General features: G+C 62.9%; 20 protein-coding genes. 9 read left to right on the top strand and 11 right to left on the bottom strand.

Annotated elements, in window-relative coordinates:
* Nucleotides 1–124 precede the first annotated feature (124 nt).
* The 7 genes from V6093_RS10135 (at nucleotide 125) to V6093_RS10105 (ending at nucleotide 5,269) form a co-directional block, all read left to right on the top strand.
* Nucleotides 125–307, top strand: a complete 183-nt coding sequence (locus V6093_RS10135) for a hypothetical protein (protein WP_406669786.1) — start codon at nucleotides 125–127, stop codon at nucleotides 305–307.
* 38 nt (nucleotides 308–345) lie between these two features.
* Nucleotides 346–1,284 (top strand): 2-hydroxyacid dehydrogenase, encoded by a 939-nt coding sequence (locus V6093_RS10130; protein WP_003254371.1) that lies wholly within the window; start codon nucleotides 346–348, stop codon nucleotides 1,282–1,284.
* 51 nt (nucleotides 1,285–1,335) lie between these two features.
* A complete protein-coding gene (locus V6093_RS10125; protein ID WP_108078025.1) occupies nucleotides 1,336–2,124 on the top strand; it encodes a PhzF family phenazine biosynthesis protein in 789 nt (262 codons plus the stop codon).
* 139 nt (nucleotides 2,125–2,263) lie between these two features.
* The gene (locus tag V6093_RS10120) at nucleotides 2,264–2,671 is read left to right on the top strand and encodes a GFA family protein (protein WP_003254367.1); all 408 of its coding nucleotides are present in this window, start codon (nucleotides 2,264–2,266) and stop codon (nucleotides 2,669–2,671) included.
* A 127-nt stretch (nucleotides 2,672–2,798) separates the two neighbouring features.
* Entirely contained in the window at nucleotides 2,799–3,137 is a 339-nt protein-coding gene (locus V6093_RS10115; protein WP_003254365.1) for an FKBP-type peptidyl-prolyl cis-trans isomerase, read from the top strand.
* A gap of 231 nt (nucleotides 3,138–3,368) precedes the next feature.
* The gene (locus V6093_RS10110) at nucleotides 3,369–4,031 is read left to right on the top strand and encodes a histidine phosphatase family protein (RefSeq protein ID WP_014860678.1); all 663 of its coding nucleotides are present in this window, start codon (nucleotides 3,369–3,371) and stop codon (nucleotides 4,029–4,031) included.
* Nucleotides 4,032–4,075: 44 nt separating this feature from the next.
* Nucleotides 4,076–5,269 carry a D-amino acid dehydrogenase gene (locus tag V6093_RS10105; protein ID WP_060546496.1) on the top strand — a complete coding sequence of 398 codons (1,194 nt, stop codon included), beginning with the start codon at nucleotides 4,076–4,078 and terminating at the stop codon, nucleotides 5,267–5,269.
* A gap of 118 nt (nucleotides 5,270–5,387) precedes the next feature.
* On the opposite strand, the gene V6093_RS10100 is transcribed toward V6093_RS10105, so the two are convergent.
* The 3 genes from V6093_RS10100 to V6093_RS10090 form a co-directional block, all read right to left on the bottom strand.
* Entirely contained in the window at nucleotides 5,388–6,116 is a 729-nt protein-coding gene (locus V6093_RS10100; protein WP_003254359.1) for an aspartate/glutamate racemase family protein, read from the bottom strand.
* A gap of 16 nt (nucleotides 6,117–6,132) precedes the next feature.
* Nucleotides 6,133–7,665: an NCS1 family nucleobase:cation symporter-1 gene (locus tag V6093_RS10095; protein WP_108190951.1), complete on the bottom strand. Its 1,533-nt coding sequence runs from the start codon at nucleotides 7,663–7,665 to the stop codon at nucleotides 6,133–6,135.
* Nucleotides 7,666–8,161: 496 nt separating this feature from the next.
* On the bottom strand, nucleotides 8,162–8,599 hold the full coding sequence (locus V6093_RS10090) for an Lrp/AsnC family transcriptional regulator (RefSeq protein WP_003254357.1): 438 nt from the start codon (nucleotides 8,597–8,599) through the stop codon (nucleotides 8,162–8,164).
* A 133-nt stretch (nucleotides 8,600–8,732) separates the two neighbouring features.
* Here V6093_RS10090 and V6093_RS10085 point away from each other — a divergent pair, with 133 nt between their 5' ends.
* On the top strand, nucleotides 8,733–9,656 hold the full coding sequence (locus tag V6093_RS10085; protein ID WP_179052265.1) for a DMT family transporter: 924 nt from the start codon (nucleotides 8,733–8,735) through the stop codon (nucleotides 9,654–9,656).
* A 31-nt stretch (nucleotides 9,657–9,687) separates the two neighbouring features.
* Nucleotides 9,688–10,614: a class I SAM-dependent methyltransferase gene (locus V6093_RS10080; protein ID WP_375136177.1), complete on the top strand. Its 927-nt coding sequence runs from the start codon at nucleotides 9,688–9,690 to the stop codon at nucleotides 10,612–10,614.
* Nucleotides 10,615–10,627: 13 nt separating this feature from the next.
* Here the strand turns inward: V6093_RS10080 and V6093_RS10075 are convergent, their stop codons facing one another.
* From V6093_RS10075 to gcl, 8 genes are all read right to left on the bottom strand, one after another.
* Nucleotides 10,628–11,626, bottom strand: a complete 999-nt coding sequence (locus V6093_RS10075; protein WP_020193435.1) for a sulfate ABC transporter substrate-binding protein — start codon at nucleotides 11,624–11,626, stop codon at nucleotides 10,628–10,630.
* Nucleotides 11,627–11,835: 209 nt separating this feature from the next.
* The gene (locus V6093_RS10070) at nucleotides 11,836–12,657 is read right to left on the bottom strand and encodes an ion transporter (protein WP_012051670.1); all 822 of its coding nucleotides are present in this window, start codon (nucleotides 12,655–12,657) and stop codon (nucleotides 11,836–11,838) included.
* 45 nt (nucleotides 12,658–12,702) lie between these two features.
* A complete protein-coding gene (locus V6093_RS10065) occupies nucleotides 12,703–13,575 on the bottom strand; it encodes an urea transporter (RefSeq protein ID WP_047604156.1) in 873 nt (290 codons plus the stop codon).
* A 206-nt stretch (nucleotides 13,576–13,781) separates the two neighbouring features.
* Nucleotides 13,782–15,197, bottom strand: coding sequence for a pyruvate kinase (gene pyk / locus V6093_RS10060; protein ID WP_003254349.1), 1,416 nt, complete (start codon nucleotides 15,195–15,197; stop codon nucleotides 13,782–13,784).
* Nucleotides 15,194–16,468 carry a glycerate kinase gene (locus V6093_RS10055; RefSeq protein WP_003254348.1) on the bottom strand — a complete coding sequence of 425 codons (1,275 nt, stop codon included), beginning with the start codon at nucleotides 16,466–16,468 and terminating at the stop codon, nucleotides 15,194–15,196. The genes pyk and V6093_RS10055 overlap by 4 nt, the downstream gene beginning before the upstream one ends.
* A 240-nt stretch (nucleotides 16,469–16,708) precedes the next feature.
* Nucleotides 16,709–17,602, bottom strand: coding sequence for a 2-hydroxy-3-oxopropionate reductase (locus tag V6093_RS10050; protein ID WP_003254347.1), 894 nt, complete (start codon nucleotides 17,600–17,602; stop codon nucleotides 16,709–16,711).
* Between the two features lie 152 nt (nucleotides 17,603–17,754).
* Nucleotides 17,755–18,537, bottom strand: a complete 783-nt coding sequence (gene hyi, locus V6093_RS10045) for a hydroxypyruvate isomerase (RefSeq protein WP_003254346.1) — start codon at nucleotides 18,535–18,537, stop codon at nucleotides 17,755–17,757.
* Nucleotides 18,538–18,591: 54 nt separating this feature from the next.
* Nucleotides 18,592–20,367, bottom strand: a complete 1,776-nt coding sequence (gene gcl / locus V6093_RS10040; RefSeq protein ID WP_003254345.1) for a glyoxylate carboligase — start codon at nucleotides 20,365–20,367, stop codon at nucleotides 18,592–18,594.
* Between the last annotated feature and the right edge of the window lie 100 nt (nucleotides 20,368–20,467).

Here is a 20,467-nt window from a genome sequence, read left to right as displayed (position 1 = left end):
AAAACGCTGCGCTCCCATCATCCGGCCCCTGCGCTGCGCTCCGGGGTCCCCTCACTCCGGCCTTGCTCCCGGCAGGACCGCGCCGAAGGCCCCATCCTGGGGCCTCAGCGCTTGACGGGCATCCATGCCCGTCACCTGCCTCCGCAAGGCCTGCGTTCGGCCTCCTGAAGTCGCGAAGATCAAGATCAAGATCAAGATCAAGATCAACAGCAACAGCAACAGCAACAGCAACAGCAACAGCAACAGCAACAGCAACAGCACAGTACAGTTTTGCCTTGTTATTTCCATTGACTGTACCGGCCGGTGACTCCGCATAATGACGCCTCGAATTCACCCGGAGGTGGCATGAGCAAGACAGTCCTGGTACTGGTGGAAACCGTCGACGATTACCTGCCCATGCTGGAGCAGGCCGGTTACCACCTGATCCGTGCCCCTTCGCCGCAACTGCGCGCCGATGCCATTCATCGCCACGCCGAAGAAATCGATGCGGTACTCACCCGTGGGCCGCTGGGGCTATCCGCCACCGAAATTGATGCATTACCCAGATTGCAGATCATCTGCGTGATCGGCGCCGGCTACGAGCAGGTCGACCTGGCCGCCGCCGCCGCACGCGGCATAACCGTCACCAATGGCGCCGGGGCCAATGCCGCAGCCGTCGCCGACCACACCCTGGCCCTGCTGCTGGCGCTGCTGCGCGACATTCCTCGTGCCGATGCCAGCACGCGGCGCGGTGAATGGAACCGGGTGATCAGCCCCTCCGTGAGTGGCAAACGCCTGGGCATTCTCGGCCTCGGCGCAGTGGGGCTGGCGGTCGCCAAGCGGGCCCACTTGGGCTTCGACATGCCCGTCAGCTACCACAGCCGCACACCACGCCAGGATGTGCCCTATGCCTGGTACGACAGCCCTCGGCACTTGGCTGAAGCCGTCGACATCCTGGTGGTGGCCACCCCCGGTGGCGCCAACACCCGGCATCTGGTCGATGCCCACGTCCTTCAGGCCCTGGGCGCTGAAGGCTATCTGGTGAACATCGCCCGTGCCAGCGTGGTCGACACGCAGGCCCTGATTGCCGTATTGCAGCGTGGCCAGCTGGCTGGCGCCGCGCTGGATGTTTTCGATGACGAGCCAGCAGTGCCCGATGCACTCAAGGCCTTGCCCAACACTGTGCTCACACCCCACGTGGCTGGCCAATCGCCAGAAGCCGCGCGCGACACGGTGGCCTTGGTGCTGCGCAACCTGCAGGCGTTCTTTGCCGGTGAGCCAGTTTTGACCCCGGTACGCCCGTAGCCCTTTTCCAGATATCTGCCTGGCAGCGCCCAGGTAACAAGGAGTGTGTGCATGCAACTCGAAATCTTCCAGGTCGATGCCTTTTCCACTGAACCGTTCGGTGGCAACCCGGCCGCAGTGATCCCACTGGAAAGCTGGCTGCCGGACGATGTGCTGCAGCGCATCGCTGAAGAAAACAACCTGTCAGAAACAGCCTACTTCGTGCGCAAAGGCGAAACGTTCGACCTGCGTTGGTTCACCCCCACCGTGGAAGTCGACCTGTGCGGCCATGCTACCTTGGCCTCGGCTTACGTGCTGTTCGAGCAACTGGGTGAGCAGGCGCAAGTACTGCGCTTCAACACCCGCAGTGGCGAGCTGCGTGTCAGCCGCGGCACTGATGGCCTGCTGGCCATGGACTTCCCGGCCAAACAACCCGTAGCGGTGGACACGCCGGCGGGCCTGCTGCAGGCGCTGGGCTTGAGCCAGGCGAAGGCGGTGTACCGTAGCGACGATTATGTGGTGGTGATCGATGACGCCATGCTGCTCGAAACGTTGAAACCCGACTTTGTTGCGCTGTCGGCCTTCGACGTCCGTGGCATTGCCGTGACCGCGGCAGGGCGTGGCTTTGACTTCGTCACCCGCTGGTTCGGCCCGCGGGTTGGTGTGAATGAAGACCCGGTAACCGGCTCGGCGCACACTTCGCTGGCACCGGTATGGGCCCAGAGGCTGGGCAAGAACGTGCTGAGCTGCGAGCAGGGCGGGGCACGCAAAGGGCAGTTGCAGTGCGAAGTGCCGGGCAATGGCCGCGTAATCATTAGTGGGCGGGCGGCGTTGTACCTGCGTGGTACTGCGTACATCTAGCCGTGAGTGCGATGCCCTGTAGCAGACAGCCAGCCCTTTTGGGCTGCGCTGTCTCGCAGAGTACAAAAGCAGCAAGCAAGCGGCTTTCGCGGCGGGCTTCTATAATTGCAGGCCCATCTTTGCATTCGAGGAGCCACCCATGGCCCTGGAAAAACAAGGCACCTGCCTGTGCGGCGACACGCGGCTGACGGTCACCGTCGACAATACCCATATCAGCGCTTGTCATTGCAGCATGTGCCGCAAGTGGACCGGCGGCCCGCTGCTGGTGGTGCACTGCAGCAAGCCTCCGCTGATCGAAGGGCGTGCGCCCAGCGTCTATGATTCGTCCGACTGGGCCCAGCGTGCTTTCTGTGGCCGCTGTGGTACGCACCTGTACTACCGGCTCAAGGCCAACGACTTCCATGCCGTGCCGGTCGGCCTGCTCGATGGCGACCAAGCCTGGGATTTCGACCTGCAGATCTTCGTCGAACAGAAGCCCGCGTGGTACTGCTTCGCCAATCAGACCAAGGAGCTGTCCGGCCAAGAGGTGTTCGAGCAGAACAGCTGATTCAACGTCATGTTTGTCCGGAGGCATTCCGTGGGTGAATGCCTCTGGACATTTCTGCGTGAACTTGCCAAACCGGTGCATTCCTGAGAAAAGGGCGGTTTTGTTTTTCAGCGTTTGGAGTGTACCCGTGAGCCAAGAACTGCAGATCATCGACCTGGTCGAGGGTGATGGCAAAGCCGCCGTCAAAGGTGCCCTGATCACCACCCAGTACACCGGCTGGCTGGCCGATGGCAGCGAGTTCGACTCGTCCTGGTCGCGCGGTAAGCCGTTCCAGTGCGTGATCGGTACCGGCAGGGTAATCAAAGGCTGGGACCAAGGCCTGATGGGCATGCGCGTAGGCGGCAAGCGCAAGCTGCTGGTACCGGCGCACCTGGGGTATGGCGAACGCAGCGTGGGGGCGATCCCGCCGAATTCGGACCTGACCTTCGAGATTGAACTGCTGGAAGTGCTCACGCGGGATGATTGAGTGTTCGCGTTGCAACCCGAGGTTCTTGCACCTTACACAATTGCGCAACACCCAGCCCTTAACCTAGGCCTTGCCTAGGGAACGGCATCCACCTCCAGGGAGGAACCAAACGGGTTCAGGGCACTCTGACCCTCACTCGTGCCAAGGATGGCATTCACTACAAGGACGCCCTCTAACGGGTGGCGATGTGGCGGGTAAACCCGATTTTCTCTGCCACACGAGCCTGCCTTGATGAAGTTGCCAACATTCTTTCGCCGTCGCCGTCACTTGCTGCTGAGCCTGGTGCTCACTGCCATCGCCGCGCCGTTGGCGCTGGAGGCTGTCGAAAGCCGGGCGCAACCGGTGGATGGCACCCAGACCCTGGTGTTTCTGCGTCATGGCGAGAAGCCGGGCGAGGGGCTCGGGCAGTTGAACTGCCAGGGCCTCAACCGTGCGCTGGACCTGGCCACTGTACTGCCCGAGCGCTTCGGCAAGGCCGACTATGTGTTTGCGGCCAACCCCACGCGGCATGTCGAGGAAGGCAGCCGGGATGAAAGCTACAGCTACATCCGCCCATTGATGACCATCACCCCCAGTGCCATCCGCCTCGGCTTACCGGTGAATATCGACTACGGCGCCAACGACACCGCTGAACTGGCCGATGAGTTGCTGAGCGACAAATACCGCAATGCGACCATCTATACCGCCTGGTCCCACGGCTACCTGCCGGAACTGATCAACACGGTGGCCGGCAAGGCCTTGGGGGAGGAGCGGGTGATCACCGAGGACTGGAGCGGCGAAGACTTCGACACCCTCTACGTACTGACCCTGACCTGGCACGATGGCAAGGCCAGCCTGCTGAGCCGCAATGTGCGCCAGGGCCTGAATGACGGTGCGCATAGCTGCCCGACCTGATCCGCTGGTACTGTTTGGCAAGGAAGCCGGAACAGGGATGAGCGATGAAGCAGCGGGTAACGGTGATCGGTGGCGGAGTGGTGGGCCTGGCGACGGCCTACGCGCTGGTTCGGGAAGGGTGGTCGGTTGATCTGATCGAGGCCCGCGACAGCCTGGCGTCGGCCACCAGCTTTGCCAATGGCGGGCAATTGTCCTATCGCTATGTGGCGCCGCTGGCTGATGCCGGGGTGCCGTGGCAGGCGCTGGGCTGGCTGTTGCAGGGCGAGTCGCCATTGCGCTTGCGCTTGCGCATGGACCCGGCCCAGTGGCGCTGGCTGCTGGCATTCACCCTGGCTTGCAGGCGTAGCGTCAATCGCCGTAATGCCGGGCACTTGCTTGAGCTGGCGCTGTACAGCCAGGCCGTTTTGGCGCAGTGGCGCGAACACCAGAACCTGGGGGATTTCGCCTGGCGGCGCAATGGCAAGCTGGTGGCTTTTCGCAGTGAACGGGCCTTTGCCCAAGGCCGGGAACAGTTGACGGACCCGGCCAGTCAGCAGGTGCTGGCGGCTGCCGAGCTGCGCGGGCTGGAGCCTGCCCTGGATGGCGCACCGTTTGTGGGGGGCGTGTTCACGGCGGGCGAAGAGGTTGGCGATTGCCACGTGTTTTGCTTGCGGCTGGAGGCGCTGTTGCGCGCGTCGGGCCAGTGCCGTTTCCTGCTTGGCCGGCCAGTGACGCAATTGGTTCAGCGCCAGGGCCAGGTCGTGGCACTGCAACTGGGCGATCAGCAGCTGGACGTGGAGCAGTTGGTGCTGTGTGCCGGGCATCGCGGCCCAGGCTTGGCATTACCGGGGGTGCAGATACCGGTTTACCCGCTGAAGGGCTACAGCCTGACCGCACCGATCAGCGCCGGGCACCTGCCCCCGGAGGTGAGCCTTACCGACTATGAGCGCAAAATCGTCTATGCACGCCTGGGGCAGCAGCTGCGGGTAGCGGCGATGGTGGACATTGTCGGCTTCGACGAGTCGGTGGACATGCGCCGTTTGCAGAGCATGCGGCGGCTGGCGCTGGAGACGCTGCCGAGGGCGGCGGATTATGGCCAGGCGGTGGAGTGGGCGGGGATGCGACCAGCGACACCTACCGGGGTGCCGATCATAGGTGGGACGGTGTACCGCAACCTGTGGCTGAACCTGGGGCATGGGGCGTTGGGGTTCACCTTGGCCTGTGGCAGTGCGCAGCGTTTGGCCAGGATGATGTGTTAAGCGGGCCGGCCTCTTCGCGGCTAAAGCCGCTCCTACGAGGACCCCACGGTATTCAGGCTTGCGCTGGTCCGGTAGGAGCGGCTTTAGCCGCGAAGAGGCCGGTACAGGCGAAGGATGTCTAGCGGCCGAAGCGCATCGGCCAGCCCACCACTTTCTTCGCCCGTGGCGTCGCATAGGTACGCACTTTGGACGTGCTCAAACCCATGCGCACCAGCGATTCGGCAATGGTCACCGCTGCACTCACACCATCCACCACCGGCACGCCGGTGCGTTGGCGAATCTGCTCGTCCAGCCCGGCCATGCCGCCACAACCCAGGCAGATCACCTCGGCCTTGTCGTCGCGCACGGCGCGTTCGGCCTGCTCGACAATCGCCTCCACGGCCCGCAGCGGGTCGGCTTCCAGTTCCAGCACCGCCAGTCCGCTGGCTCGCACCGAGGCGCAGCGGTCATACAGGCCCGAGAGCTTCAGGCGGTCCTCGATCAATGGCACGGTGCGGTCAAGCGTGGTTACTACGGAATAGGCGTGGCCCAGGTACATTGCCGTGCTGGCGGCGGCATCAGTAATGTCCACCACAGGCACGTTGAGCAGTTCCTGCAGGCCTTCGCGGCCATGTTCGCCATAACCGGCCTGGATCACGGCATCGTAGGGCCCTTCAAAGGCCAGGACCCGGTCCATCACCGCGATGGCCGCCAGGTAGCTCTCGAAGTTGCCCTCCACCGATTCGGCGCCGAACCAGGGCGTGAGGCCGACGATTTCGGTACCGGGTGCGGCCACCGCACGGGCCTGCTCGGCAATGGCCTGGGTAATGGCTTCGGTGGTGTTGACGTTGGCGATCAGAATACGCATGGGCAGTCCTCCTTGATTAGTGGCCGCTGTGGTCGACGGCGATGCACTCGCCGCTGACGTCGTGGTAGTGGCGGTTACGTGGCGCGATCAGCAGGTACAGGGCGGCGGCGATGCCGGCACCGATCAGCCAGGAGAACGGCGCGATACCCTGGAAGTTGGGCACCAGGGCCAGCACGATGGCCAGCAGTGCGGCCGGCACGAAGGCGGCCACGGCGCGCAGGTTGATGCCCTTGCTGTAGTGATAGGCACCGGCCGGGTGCTCGGTATACAGCTCTGGCACGTTGATGCAGCCTTTGCGCAGCAACCAGTAGTCGGACATGATCACGCCGTACAGCGGGCCGAGCAGGGCGCCCAGGCCCGACAGGAAGTACACGATCACCAGCGGGCTGTTGTACAGGTTCCACGGCAGGATCAGCACCGCCAGGGTGGCACTGATCAGCCCGGCACGGCGGAAGTTCAGGTGGCGCGGCGCCAGGTTGCTGAGTACGAAGGCCGGGGCGACGAAGTTGGCCATGATGTTCACCGCCACGGTGACGATCAGGAAGGCCAGGCAGCCGAGCACCAGGAATGGCGTGCTGGGTATGGCGGCGACGATCTGCGTAGGGCTGTCGATGATGTGGCCGTTGATCTGGAATTGCGCGCCGCACAGCACCACGGTGATCACGGCGAATACCAGGATGTTTACCGGCAGGCCCCAGAAGTTGCCGACGCGGATGGTCTTGCGGCAAGGCGAGGAGCGGGCGAAGTCACAGAAGTTCAGCACCAGGGTGCCGTAGATCGCCAGCCACAGTGCGCCGCCGGCAAAGATGTTGCGCCACATCTCGTAGCCGGTCAGCGGGGTAGCCACCGACCAGGCAATGCGCGCGTCGGCCTTGAAGTACATGAACACCGCCAGGGCGGCGACGGTCAGCAGGATCACAGGCCCGGCAAAGGCCTCGTAACGGCGCACCATCTCCATGCCGTAGGCCAGGATCACCAGCTGCACCAGCCAGATCGACACGAAACACACCCAGCCCAGGCTCGACAGGCCGAGGATGCTGTCGTGGTCGTAGGCTGCCAGTTGCGGCCACACGGCGGTGAGCAGCACCCGAAGCACCACCGATGCCAGGTAGGTCTGGATGCCGAACCAGGCGATGGCGATGACGGCACGGATCAGCGCCGGGATCTGCGCGCCGTGGATGCCGAAGGCAATGCGGCTGATGACCGGGAACGGTACCCCGGTTTTCTGCCCCATGTAACCCGACAGGTTCATGAAGAAGTACACCAGTGCCGCGCCGATGGCCAGCGACAGCAGAATTTGCCAGCCGCCCAGGCCGAGGGCGAACAAGCCCATGGCGAACGAATAGTTGGCGATATTGTGCACATCGTTTGTCCACAACGCGAAGATACTGTAGCCGCCCCAGCGACGGCCTTCCATACGCGTTGGCGCCAGGTCGCGGTTATGCAGGCGCGGGCTGAGAACAAGGTCCGGCTGGTGGCCGGCAAGCGTGGACGCGGGGTGTGTGCTGGCGACGGATAGTTCAGGGGCAAGGTCGAGGCTGCTACTCATTCCGGCGGGCTCCTGATGCACATGGACTGCGATGAGCGGGCATGCGCACGGGCTCGCCATCTCGTCGGTGCAGCGTTGGCATCACAGGGTTGTGGGCGCGGCGGCTGACATTGGGTCGGCGTCGCGGATTCTTGTGTATCTATGTTTTGTTTAAGTTGTATACAAAACACGAACACATAAAAGCGAGTTCCATGCCAAGGGAAGAGCAGGTTTCAACAGGCGATCATTTCGAACTTATCTTGTTAAAAGGTAAGTTAATGAAATACAGAGAATATAAATTGACCAAATGAACAAGTTATATTTTTTGAAAGATTGATTAGTTGATCATTTGGTCAAAATAACGGGTGGAAAGTGTGTAACGAATTGGGGCGCTACTGAAGAAAGTGCACACAAAAATGGCACCTATGGTTACGTTTTTGTGTACAAAAAATAGTCAGCTTTTCCTGTGCTGGCCTCTTCGCGGGCACGCCTGCGAGGAGGCCAGTACAGGGGCCAATCAATCCATTGGCGGCAACCGCCGCTTGACCGGGGTCTTCTTGATGATCGCGGTATTGGTCTCAGCCAGCACATTCATGAGGTCGAGCAGCGTGTCTAGCTGCTCCATCGAGCGCACATGCAGTCGGGCGACGAAGCAGTCTTCGCCAATGACCTTGTCGCATTCGGTGAACTCAGGGATGGCAATGATCTGGCGCTCCACTTCTTGCAGCTTCCCCGGTAGCGGACGGATGCGCACGATCGCCTGCAACTGGTAGCCAAAGGCGCGTGGGTCGACCTCCACGGTATAGCCGCGCAGCACGCCGCGCTCTTCCAGCCGGCGCAGGCGCTCGCTGACGCTGGGTGCGGACAGCCCGCTGACCTGCGCCAGCGCCTTGAGCGAGCGGCGCGAGTCCTCCATCAGTGCGTTGATCAATAATTGGTCGATGGCATCGGTCATACCCACCTCATCAGGTGATTCGTGTTATTTGCCTTGATAGTAAAGGCAGGTTGGCGAAAATGCCTTGGTTATCCGCTGGATGGCCAGGCTGCCGCCTTTGCATACTGTGGCCATCATCAACGGGAGGTTTGAGATGGACAGTTCATTGCGCCGTGGCTCGCTGGAAATGGTGGCCGCCATGCTGATTTCCGGGACCATTGGCTGGTTCGTGCTGGTGTCCGGCCAGCCGGTGCTGGATGTGGTGTTCTGGCGCTGCGTGTTCGGTGCCGTGACCTTGCTGGCGATTTGCGCCGCGTTTGGCTTTCTGCGACCGGGCGTAATCAGCCGCACGGCATTTTTGCTGGCGATTGCCAGCGGGGTGGCCATTGTCGGCAACTGGCTGCTGTTGTTCGCCTCGTACGCACGGGCGTCGATTGCCATCGGCACGGCGGTTTACAACGTGCAGCCGTTCATGCTGGTGGGGCTGGCGGCGCTGTTTCTGGGCGAAAAGATCACCTTGGCCAAGGTGACCTGGCTGAGTGTGGCGTTCCTCGGCATGCTGGCCATCGTCAGTGCCCATGGCGCTGGGCAAAGTGATGGCGAGGACTATCTGCTGGGGATTGCCCTGGCGCTGGGGGCGGCGTTTCTGTATGCAATCGCGGCCTTGATCATCAAGCGCCTGAGTGGCACGCCCCCGCACCTGATTGCGTTGATTCAGGTAACCACGGGTGTGTTGCTGCTGGCGCCATGGGTCACGCTTGGCGGGTTGCCGGTTGAAGTGCCCGCGTTGGCCAGCTTGTTGACACTGGGCATGGTACACACCGGCCTGATGTATGTGCTGTTGTACAGCGCCATCCAGCGTTTGCCCACGGCGTTGACCGGTGCGCTGTCGTTCATTTACCCGATTGCGGCAATTCTGGTGGACTGGGTGGCGTTCGGGCACCGCCTGGCGCCGCTGCAGTGGCTGGGGGTGGGGTTGATCCTGCTGGCGGCGGCGGGGATGCAGCAGGGGTGGTGGTTCCGCTCGGCGCGGCATCCTGTAGGCGCGGGTTTACCCGCGAAGAGGCCCGCAAGGTAGAATGCCGCTTTTTGCCAGCCTGCGATCCGCCATGACCTCGCCCATCGACACCCTTGAGCAACACCTGCTTGCCGCCCTCGACCCTGCCCCACAGGAAACCCGCCGCCTGTTTCACGGCCGCGGCCGCTGCTGGCAGGGCCTGGAGCAGGTGACCGTCGACTGGCTGCAGGGCGTGCTGTCGGTCGCCTTGTTCCGTGAGCCGCCCGAAGGCCAGCTCGCCGAACTGGAAGCCATGCTGCGCAGCTTGGCCGAGCGCCCGCAGTGGACGGGTCAGGCAGTCATCATCCAGCACCGCTACCTGCCCGACAGCCCGGGCCAGTGGCTGCTGGGCGAGCCGTGCCAGCAACGCGAAGTGATCGAGGACGGCCTGACCTACCTGCTGGACTTGGGCGTGCGGCAAAACAATGGCCTGTTCCTCGACATGCGCTATGGCCGCCGTTGGGTGCGCGAGCAGGCGGCGGGCAAGCGCGTGCTGAACCTGTTCGCTTATACCTGCGGCTTTTCCGTGGCAGCGATTGCCGGTGGCGCTGAGCAGGTGGTGAACCTGGACATGGCCAAATCGGCCCTGTCGCGGGGCCGGGACAACCATCGCCTCAATGGCCACGATGCATCACGGGTGGCGTACCTGGGGCATGAACTGTTCAAGTCGTGGGGCAAGGTGCGCAAGTACGGGCCTTATGACCTGATCATCATCGACCCGCCGACCTTCCAGCGTGGCAGCTTTGTGCTGACCCAGGATTACGCAAAGATCCTGCGGCGTTTGCCGGAGTTGTTGAATGCGGGGGGAACGGTGCTGGCGTGTGTCAACGATCCGGGCATCGGGCCGGAATTCCTGATCGAGGGGATGGCGGAGCAGGCGCCTTCGCTGGCGTTTGTCGAGCGGTTGGAAAACCCGCCGGAGTTTCCGGACGTTGACCCGGCGGGGGGCCTGAAGGCCTTGGTGTTCCGCCGGGTTTGATGTTGCTTGTGCGTTACTGACCGGTATAGATCTGGTCAAACACCCCACCGTCATTGAAGTGGGTCTTCTGCACGGTACGCCAGTCACCGAAGGTTTTCTCCACCGACAGGAAGTCCACTTTCGGGAAGCGGTCGGTGTACTTGGCCAGTACCGTTGCATCACGCGGGCGCAGGTAGTTGTTGGCGGCGATCTCCTGGGCTGCGGGTGACCACAGGTACTTCAGGTATTCCTCGGCCACGGCCTGGGTGCCTTTCCTGGCCACCACCTTGTCGACCACCGTCACCGGTGGCTCGGCTTCGGCCGATACGCTTGGGTAGACCACTTCGAACTGGTCGCGGCCGAACTCGCGGGCGATCATCTCGGCTTCGTTCTCGAAGGTGACCAGCACGTCACCGATCTGGTTGGTCATGAACGTGGTGGTGGCGGCACGGCCACCGGTGTCCAGCACGGGTGCCTGTTTGAACAGCTTGCCGACGAAGTCGCGGGCTTTGCTTTCGTCGCCGCCTTGCTTGAGTACGTAGCCCCAGGCCGACAGGTAGGTATAGCGGCCATTACCCGAGGTTTTCGGGTTGGGCACGATCACCTGCACACCGTCCTTGAGCAGGTCGGGCCAGTCTTTGAGGGCTTTCGGGTTGCCCTTGCGCACGATGAACACAGTGGCCGAGGTGAACGGCGCGCTGTTGTTCGGCAGGCGGGTTACCCAGTTGTCGGGCACCAGCTTGCCATTGTCGGCCAGGGCGTTGATGTCGGTGGCCATGTTCATGGTGATGACATCGGCCGGCAGGCCATCGATCACTGCACGGGCCTGCTTGCTCGAGCCGCCGAAGGACATCTGCACGTTGACCTTCTCGTTGTGCTCGGCTTCCCAGTGCTTCTGGAAGGCCGGGTTGTAGTCCTTGTAGAAGTCGCGCATCACGTCGTAGGAAACGTTGAGCAGGGTGGGGGCGGCCTGGGCGAGGTTGCCCAGGGCCAGGCCTGCGGCGAGCAGCGAGGCGGTGAAGAGTTTTTTCACGTTGCTTCCTTGTTCTTGAAGGGTGTTGGGGCAGATTGCCTGCGACTATAGCGGGTGGGTTTATACGGGTTAAAGAACAAAAAATGCTTTGGTTATGCTTCTGCCTGTGCCGGCCTCTTCGCGGGTAAACCCGCTCCTACGGGGACCGCGCACGGTCCGGGCCTGTTGTAGGGGCGGGTTTACCCGCGAAGAGGCCGGCGCAGGCGCTGTCACGCTTTGGGAAACAACCCATTCCCACAGCGAGAACAGAACGCTGCCCCATGCTCGTGGGTCTTCTTGTGGCAGGTCGGGCAATCATGCTGCAGCTGCTCCCCACGCATGGCATTGGCCAGCTCGGCGGTAAAGATGCCGGTCGGCACGGCAATGATCGAGTAACCGGTAATCATCACCAGCGACGACAGCACCTGCCCCAGCGGCGTCTTGGGCACGATGTCGCCAAAGCCCACGGTGGTCAGGGTAACGATGGCCCAGTAGATGCCTTTGGGGATGCTGGTAAAGCCATGCTCAGGCCCTTCGATCACGTACATCAGCGTGCCGAACACCGTTACCAGCGTCGATACTGTCACCAGGAACACGATGATCTTCTGCTTGCTGCCGCGTAGCGCCTCCATCAGGTAATGGGCCTGCTTGAGGTACGGGCTGAGCTTGAGTACACGGAAGATCCGCAGCATCCGGATGACCCGGATGATGAGCAGGTACTGGGCGTCGCTGTAGTACAGCGCGAGGATCCCCGGCACGATCGCCAGTAAATCGACCAGGCCGTAGAAACTGAAGGCATAGCGCAGCGGCTTGGGCGAGCAGTACAGGCGGGTGATGTATTCGGCCAGGAAGATCGCGGTAAAGCCCCACTCGATACCGGCCAGCAGGCCGGCGTAGCCCTGGTGCACCTCATCGATGCTGTCGAGGATCACCGTGACCAGGCTGGCCAGGATGATCAGCAACAGGATCTTGTCGAAGCGGCGACCGGCTACGGTGTCGGTCTGGAAGACGATGACGAAGAGCCGCTCGCGCAGGCTCGCTGGGTTGTTCATTGGCTCGTTCCACAAAAGCGATGGGCTGAGCCTAGGGGTTGCGTATCAGCCGTGCAAGCGGCTGGCGTTGCGCTGCCTGGGTTGCGCCAGGTGACTGCCCAAGTGCATCAGCCAGCAGGCGGCAACGAAGGGGGCGGTCAGGCCAGGCACTGGCAGCAGCTTGAACAGCGGTTGCAACAGCAGGGCCAACGCTATCGCCAGCAGCGTCACCCAAGGTTTTTCACCTTGCCTGCTGAAGGCCAGTGCCGCCAGTGCGCCATTGAAGCCGTACAGGCCTAACCAGGCGGCTTGCGCCTGATCGGTGAGCAACGCCACCCCGCCGCCAATGGCCGAGCCGATCACCGCCCACAGCGCCGCATAGGGGTTGGCGATGAACATGCCGACGATGATCAGCAACCCGGCCAAGGGCTGGTCGAGCAGGAAGATCTGGCCCACGCCGCGGGCCAACGCGTACAGCGGGTCAGCTTCGACGAAGCCGCTGGGTGAGGGGCTGACGACTAGCAGTGTGCCCCAGCCCAGCAGCACGAATGGCGCGGTGTAGGCGACCAGCAACTTGCCGCCGCGCTTGCGCCACTGGTGGGTGATGATGCTGGACAGGCCGCCGGCGGCGATGATCAGGGGGGGCAATATGACCGACCAGGGCAGCACGGCGCTGATCAGGATGCCGATCAGCACGCCGTTGTAGCAGTACAGCCCGGCCTGGCGGTCGGCACGGTCATAGCCGCGTGCCTGGGCGGTGAGCAGGCCGGCCAGGGCGCCAAGCAGCGCGCCGCCGACCAGGTTGGGCGCCGTCAGCAGGATGGCAAGCAGGCAGCACAGGCCGCACAGGGGGTTGCGCAGCAGCAGCACCTGGCTGAAACCGTTGAGTAACGCCGTGGCCCAGTCGGGGCACGGGTTGACGAAATTTTTGGTGTACATGGGGCAGTCAGTGAGGTTGATGGGGGAGCGGTGGGCCTCTTTGGGCCTCGGTTTTCCGCGGTCGGGTAGAGCGGTATTCAGGGAGGGCTTTGCCCTCCAATCGCGACACGAGGCCGCTCCCACAGGGATCGCATTCCCTTGTGCCAGCGTGGCCCTGTGGGAGCGGCCTTGTGTCGCGAAAGGGGCGCAACGCGCCCCCGGCAATCTCAGATCAAAGTCTCGATCCGCAGCGTGTTAGTCGTACCCGGCTTGCCGAAAGGCACGCCAGCGGTGATCAGCAGCGTGTCGCCACGGCTGGCCATGCCTTGCGCCTGGGCAATCTCCAGGGCGGTGGAAACCACCTCGTCGACCTGACGCAGGCGGTCGTTGACCACCGAATGCACGCCCCAGGCCACGCTCAGGCGCCGTGCGGTGTTCAGGTTCGGCGTCAGGTTGAGGATCGGTGCCCGTGGCCGCTCACGTGCCGCGCGCAGGGTCGAGGCACCCGACTCGCTGTAGTTGACCAGCACCGCCACCGGCAGGATGCCGCTGATGCGGCGGATCGCGCAGCTGATGGCGTCCGACACGGTGGCCTCGGCCTTTGGCCGGCCGACGTCGAGCTGGGCCTGGTAGTCCGGGCCGTTCTCAACCTGGCGGATGATCTTGCTCATCATCTGCACGGCTTCCAGCGGGTAATCACCCGAGGCGGTTTCGGCCGACAGCATCACTGCATCGGCACCTTCGGCCACCGCGTTGGCCACGTCGGTGACTTCGGCACGGGTTGGCGCTGGCGAGAAACGCATCGACTCGAGCATCTGCGTGGCCACCACCACGGGTTTGCCCAGCTGGCGGCAGGTGCCGATGATGCGCTTCTGGATCTGCGGCACGCTCTCGGCCGGTACTTCCACGCCCAGGTCACCACGGGCCACCATGATCGCGTCTGCCAGCTCGGCGATGGCTTGCAGTTGTTCGACGGCCGATGGTTTCTCGATCTTGGCCATCAGGTAGGCGCGGTCGCCAATCAGCTGGCGCGCTTCGACGATGTCCTCAGGGCGCTGCACGAACGACAGGGCGACCCAGTCCACACCCAGCTCCAGGCCAAAGGCCAGGTCGCGGCGGTCTTTTTCGGTGAGCGGGGAGAGGTCGAGCACCGCTTGCGGTACGTTGACGCCCTTACGGTCGGAAAGCTCGCCACCGTTCAGCACCTCGGTGTCAATCGCGTCGCTGTGCTTGGCGGTCACGCGCAGGCGCAGTTTGCCGTCGTCCAGCAGCAGGTCCATACCGGGCTCGAGGGCGGCGATGATTTCGGGGTGCGGCAGGTTGACCCGGCGGCTGTCGCCCGGGGTTTTGTCCAGGTCCAGGCGCAGGGCCTGCCCGCGTTGCAACTGCACTTTGCCTTCGGCGAAGCGGCCAACGCGCAGCTTCGGCCCTTGCAGGTCCATGAGGATGCCCAGCGGGTAGTTCAGTTGCTGCTCGACTTCGCGGATCCACTGGTAGCGCAGGGCGTGGTCGGCATGCTCGCCATGGCTGAAGTTGAGGCGAAAGATGTTCACCCCGGCTTCGACCAGCTGGCGGATATCGTCGATGCCGTTGATCGCAGGGCCAAGGGTGGCGAGGATCTTAACTTTTTTATCAGGCGTCATGATTGGGCAGTCTCGAGGATCAGGATGGCGCGGAAGTCGTTGACGTTGGTGCGAGTCGGTTCGGTGACGATCAGCGCATCCAGCGCGGCGAAGTAGCCGTAGCCGTTGTTGTTGTCCAGCTCGTCGCTGGCCGACAGGCCCAAGGCTTCGGCGCTGGCGTAGCTGGCCGGGGTCATGAAGGCACCGGCGTTTTCTTCCGAGCCATCGATGCCGTCGGTGTCACCGGCCAGGGCGTACACGCCCGGCAGGCCTTTCAGGCTTTCGGTGAGGCTGAGCAGGAACTCGGCGTTGCGCCCGCCACGGCCATTGCCGCGCACGGTCACGGTGGTTTCGCCACCCGACAGGATCACGCAGGGCGCTTTGAGCGGCTGGCCGTGCTGAACGATTTGCCGGGCGATACCGGCATGCACCTTGGCCACTTCGCGCGATTCACCTTCCAGGTCGCCGAGGATCAGCGGGCTGAAACCGGCCTGACGGGCTTTGACCGCGGCGGCCTCGAGCGACTGCTGGGGTTTGGCGATCAACTGGAAGTGGCTGCGGGCCAGGGCCGGGTCATCGGCCTTGACGGTTTCCGAGGCCGGGTTGTTCAGCCAGTCGATGACCGCTTTGGGCGCTTCGATGTTGTAGCGTTTGAGGATGGCCAGGGCGTCGGCCGAGGTGCTAGGGTCGGCCACGGTGGGGCCGGAAGCGATGACCGTGGCGAGGTCGCCCGGTACATCGGAAATGGCATAGGTGTAGACCGTGGCCGGCCAGCAGGCCTTGGCCAGGCGCCCGCCCTTGATCGCCGAGAGGTGCTTGCGCACGCAGTTCATCTCGCCGATGGTGGCGCCGGATTTCAGCAGCGCCTTGTTGATCTGCTGCTTGTCGGCCAGGGTCAGGCCTTCGGCAGGCAGGGCCAGCAGCGCCGAGCCACCGCCAGACAGCAGGAAGATGACGCGGTCTTCTTCGTTGAGGTTGCTGACCAGTTCCAGCACGCGCTTGGCCACAGCCAGGCCGGCAGCGTCCGGGACCGGGTGGGCCGCTTCGACCACCTCGATCTTCTGGCAGTTGGCGCCGTGGCCGTAACGGGTCACGACCAGGCCGGAGACTTCGCCCTGCCAGCTTTTCTCGACCACTTCGGCCATGGCAGCTGCGGCCTTGCCGGCGCCGATGACGATAACCCGGCCGCTGCGATCGGCGGGCAGGTAGGGTTCGAGGACTTGACGGGGGTGGGCGGCGGCGATGGCTGTGTCGAACAGTTCGCGGAGAAGTTTTTGCGGATCGACCGACATGGCAGGCTCCCAATTATTGTTGTTCTGCAGAATCAAAAACGCCCCTGGAACTGCCTCCGTGCAGGCCGAACCAGGGGCGGGTGTTGCTCGATGCCACCATTGGGCCTGTGGTCGCAGGTTCAACGGCGTTGGTTTCTTCGCGGACAAGCCCCGCTCCTACATGCACAGCTCTGAGCGATTGTGCGGTCTTTGGTAGGAGCGGGTTTACCCGCGAAGAGGCCAGTGAAGGCTAAAAACGACTTATTTGTCGTCGCGGATCGAGAAGTTGGCCATGTGCTCCAGGCCTTTGATCAGCGCCGAGTGGTCCCAGTTGCCGCCGCCCAGTGCCTGGCAGGTGTTGAACACTTGCTGGGCATTGGAGGTGTTGGGCAGGTTGATGCCCAGTTCCTTGGCGCCTTGCAGGGCCAGGTTCAGGTCCTTCTGGTGCAGGTTGATGCGGAAGCCTGGGTCGAAGGTGCCCTTGATCATGCGCTCGGCGTGCACTTCGAGGATTTTCGACGAAGCAAAGCCGCCCATCAGTGCTTCACGCACCTTGGCAGGGTCGGCGCCGTTCTTGGCGGCGAACAGCAGGGCTTCGGCCACGGCCTGGATGTTCAGGGCGACAATGATCTGGTTGGCGACCTTGGCGGTCTGGCCGTCACCGTTGCCACCGACCCGGGTAATGTTCTTGCCCATGGCTTCGAACAGCGGCAGGGTGCGCTCGAAGGCTTTCGGGCAGCCACCGACCATGATGCTCAGGGTCGCGGCCTTGGCGCCGACTTCACCACCGGACACTGGGGCGTCCAGGTAGGCGGCACCGGTAGCCTTGATTTTTTCGGCGAAGGCTTTGGTAGCGGTAGGGGAGATCGAGCTCATGTCGATCACCACCTTGTTCGGGCCAACGCCTTCGGCCACGCCGTTTTCACCGAACAGGACGCTTTCGACCTGCGGGGTGTCGGGAACCATGACGATGATGAATTCGGCTTCCTGGGCAACTTCTTTCGGGTTGGCCAGGGCCACGGCACCGGCGGCGATCAAGTCGGCTGGCGCGGCGTCGTGGTGGGTGGAAACGAAGATGCTGTGACCTGCTTTTTGCAGGTTCTGGGCCATGGGCTTGCCCATGATGCCGGTGCCGATGAAACCGATTTTAGCCATGAGAGATTACCTCTTTGTAATTGTGATATCTCAAGCAAGCTTTGGCCCCCTGTGGGAGCGGGCTCGCCCGCGAAGCAGACAACTCGGTGGATGGCACCGGCTTTGCCGGTGTTCGCGGGCGAGCCCGCTCCCACAGGGTCCCGAGTTGTTCCTCAGATTGCGTTGTGGGTTTTCAGCCAGCCCAGGCCTGCTTCGGTAGTGGTCTTGGGCTTGTACTCCGCGCCCACCCAGCCCTGGTAGCCAATGCGGTCCAGGTGTTCGAACAGGAAGCGGTAGTTGATCTCGCCGGTGCCTGGTTCATTGCGGCCGGGGTTGTCGGCCAGCTGGATGTGGTTGATCAGTTTCAGGTTGGCTTCCATGGTGCGAGCCAGGTCACCTTCCATGATCTGCATGTGGTAGATGTCGTATTGCAGGAACAGGTTGTCGCTGCCCACCTCGGCCTGGATTTCCAGGGCCTGCTGGGTGGTGTTCAGGTAGAAGCCTGGGATGTCGCGGGTGTTGATCATTTCCATGACCAAGCGAATACCGGCGCCCTTGAGCTTGTCAGCGGCGTAGCGCAGGTTCTCGACGAAGGTCTTGCGCACGGTGGCGCAGTCCGGGCCTTGTGGGCGGATGCCCGCCAGGGCGTTGACCTGGGTGTTGCCCAGCACCTTGGCGTATTCGATGGCCTTGTCGACACCCGCGCGGAATTCCTCGACGCGGTCAGGGTGGCAGGTGATACCGCGCTCACCTTTGGCCCAGTCGCCGGCCGGCAGGTTGAACAGCACCTGGGTCAGGCCGTTGGCCTCCAGCTGCTGCTTGATTTCAGCTGCGCTGAAGTCATAGGGGAACAGGTATTCGACGCCGCTGAAACCAGCATCGGCGGCAGCCTTGAAGCGGGCCAGGAAGTCCTGTTCGGTGAACAGCATGGACAGGTTGGCAGCGAAGCGAGGCATGAGTTGTCTCCTTGCGATGAAGGCCCCCAGGGCGTGCCTGGGGGCGTCAGGCGATCAGTCCAGCAGCGAGATGGCGGTTGGCGCGTCGTTGCCGACCAGGGCCAGGTCTTCGAACTCGTTGACCGCGTTGATCTCGGTGCCCATGGAAATGTTGGTCACACGCTCGAGAATCACTTCAACCACCACCGGCACGCGGAACTCTTCGGCCATCTTCTGTGCCTTGATCAGGGCAGGGGCGATTTCTGCTGGCTCGAACACACGGATGGCCTTGCAACCCAGGCCTTCGACCACGGCGACGTGGTCGACACCGTAGGTGGCAGCGTCGGTCGAGTTGATGTTCTCGAACGCCAGTTGTACACAGTAATCCATGTCGAAGCCACGCTGCGCCTGGCGGATCAGGCCCAGGTAGGCGTTGTTCACCAGTACGTGAACGTACGGCAGGTTGAACTGCGCACCCACCGCCAGTTCTTCGATCATGAACTGGAAGTCGTAGTCACCCGACAGCGCCACAACCTTGCGCTTCGGATCGGCTTTGACCACGCCCAGTGCAGCAGGGATGGTCCAGCCCAGCGGGCCGGCCTGGCCGCAGTTGATCCAGTGGCGTGGCTTGTACACATGCAGGAACTGCGCGCCGGCGATCTGCGACAGGCCGATGGTGCTGACGTAGCAGGTGTCTTTGCCGAACACCTGGTTCATTTCTTCGTAGACGCGCTGCGGCTTGACCGGCACGTTGTCGAAGTGGGTCTTGCGCTGCAGGCTCGACTTGCGCTCCTGGCACTCTTCCAGCCAGGCCTTGCGGCACTTGAGCTTGCCGGCGGCTTTCCACTCGCGGGCCACTTCCAGGAACACGTCCAGTGCCTTGCCAGCATCGGAAACGATGCCCAGGTCCGGGGTGAACACGCGGCCGATCTGGGTCGGTTCGATGTCGACGTGCACGAACTTGCGGCCTTCGGTGTAGACATCGACGGAACCGGTGTGGCGGTTGGCCCAGCGGTTACCGATACCGAATACCAGGTCGGACTTCAGCAGGGTTGCGTTGCCATAGCGGTGCGAGGTCTGCAGGCCAACCATGCCGACCATCTGGGCGTGGTCGTCCGGGATGGTGCCCCAGCCCATCAGGGTCGGGATCACGGGTACGCCGGTCAGTTCGGCGAATTCGACCAGCTTGTCGCTGGCGTCGGCGTTGATGATGCCGCCACCGGCTACCAGCAGTGGGCGCTCGGCGTCATTGAGCAGGGCCAGGGCTTTCTCGGCCTGTACGCGGGTGGCGGATGGCTTGTTGACTGCCAGTGGTTCGTAGGCATCGATGTCGAATTCGATTTCGGCCATCTGCACGTCGAACGGCAGGTCGATCAGCACCGGGCCTGGGCGGCCGGTACGCATTTCATAGAAGGCCTTCTGGAAGGCGTAAGGCACCTGGCCTGGCTCCAGAACGGTGGTCGCCCACTTGGTCACTGGCTTGACGATGTTGGTGATGTCGACAGCCTGGAAGTCTTCCTTGTGCAGGCGGGCACGTGGCGCCTGGCCAGTGATGCACAGAATCGGGATGGAGTCGGCCGAGGCGCTGTACAGGCCGGTGACCATGTCGGTGCCGGCAGGGCCGGAAGTGCCGATGCACACACCGATGTTGCCCGGGTTGGCGCGGGTGTAGCCCTCGGCCATGTGCGAGGCACCTTCGACGTGACGAGCGAGGACGTGATCGATGCCACCGACTTTCTTCAGGGCCGAATACAACGGGTTGATGGCAGCCCCCGGGATGCCGAACGCGGTATCTACACCTTCACGGCGCATGACCAGAACGGCTGCATCGATTGCTCTCATTTTGCTCATGGTTTGTGCCTCATCGATTTTGTAATTGTATACAACTTGCTTTGCGACAGAGTGTATTCACGCCTGGCGGCTCAGGTCAATGGGTTTTCATCGGGTGGGC

Source organism: Pseudomonas putida group bacterium ESBL64, assembly GCF_045277175.1.
GTDB classification, from domain to species: domain Bacteria; phylum Pseudomonadota; class Gammaproteobacteria; order Pseudomonadales; family Pseudomonadaceae; genus Aquipseudomonas; species Aquipseudomonas alloputida.
The sequence above is the reverse complement of the archived record's forward strand: the minus strand, read 5'-3'. Positions and strand labels throughout refer to the sequence as shown.

Excerpts from the sequence above, each read along its gene's own strand:
- V6093_RS10050 (WP_003254347.1), bottom strand. The coding sequence starts at position 17,602 with ATGGCTAAAATCGGTTTCATCGGCACCGGCATCATGGGCAAGCCCATG.
- V6093_RS10100 (WP_003254359.1), bottom strand. The coding sequence starts at position 6,116 with ATGCGTATTCTGATCGCCAACGTCAACACCACCGAAGCCATTACCCAG.
- hyi (WP_003254346.1), bottom strand. The coding sequence starts at position 18,537 with ATGCCTCGCTTCGCTGCCAACCTGTCCATGCTGTTCACCGAACAGGAC.
- V6093_RS10065 (WP_047604156.1), bottom strand. The coding sequence starts at position 13,575 with ATGTACACCAAAAATTTCGTCAACCCGTGCCCCGACTGGGCCACGGCG.
- V6093_RS10055 (WP_003254348.1), bottom strand. The coding sequence starts at position 16,468 with ATGTCGGTCGATCCGCAAAAACTTCTCCGCGAACTGTTCGACACAGCC.
- V6093_RS10070 (WP_012051670.1), bottom strand. The coding sequence starts at position 12,657 with ATGAACAACCCAGCGAGCCTGCGCGAGCGGCTCTTCGTCATCGTCTTC.
- V6093_RS10130 (WP_003254371.1), top strand. The coding sequence starts at position 346 with ATGAGCAAGACAGTCCTGGTACTGGTGGAAACCGTCGACGATTACCTG.
- V6093_RS10120 (WP_003254367.1), top strand. The coding sequence starts at position 2,264 with ATGGCCCTGGAAAAACAAGGCACCTGCCTGTGCGGCGACACGCGGCTG.
- V6093_RS10090 (WP_003254357.1), bottom strand. The coding sequence starts at position 8,599 with ATGACCGATGCCATCGACCAATTATTGATCAACGCACTGATGGAGGAC.
- V6093_RS10085 (WP_179052265.1), top strand. The coding sequence starts at position 8,733 with ATGGACAGTTCATTGCGCCGTGGCTCGCTGGAAATGGTGGCCGCCATG.
- V6093_RS10125 (WP_108078025.1), top strand. The coding sequence starts at position 1,336 with ATGCAACTCGAAATCTTCCAGGTCGATGCCTTTTCCACTGAACCGTTC.
- V6093_RS10110 (WP_014860678.1), top strand. The coding sequence starts at position 3,369 with ATGAAGTTGCCAACATTCTTTCGCCGTCGCCGTCACTTGCTGCTGAGC.
- pyk (WP_003254349.1), bottom strand. The coding sequence starts at position 15,197 with ATGACGCCTGATAAAAAAGTTAAGATCCTCGCCACCCTTGGCCCTGCG.
- V6093_RS10135 (WP_406669786.1), top strand. The coding sequence starts at position 125 with ATGCCCGTCACCTGCCTCCGCAAGGCCTGCGTTCGGCCTCCTGAAGTC.
- gcl (WP_003254345.1), bottom strand. The coding sequence starts at position 20,367 with ATGAGCAAAATGAGAGCAATCGATGCAGCCGTTCTGGTCATGCGCCGT.
- V6093_RS10080 (WP_375136177.1), top strand. The coding sequence starts at position 9,688 with ATGACCTCGCCCATCGACACCCTTGAGCAACACCTGCTTGCCGCCCTC.
- V6093_RS10105 (WP_060546496.1), top strand. The coding sequence starts at position 4,076 with ATGAAGCAGCGGGTAACGGTGATCGGTGGCGGAGTGGTGGGCCTGGCG.
- V6093_RS10095 (WP_108190951.1), bottom strand. The coding sequence starts at position 7,665 with ATGAGTAGCAGCCTCGACCTTGCCCCTGAACTATCCGTCGCCAGCACA.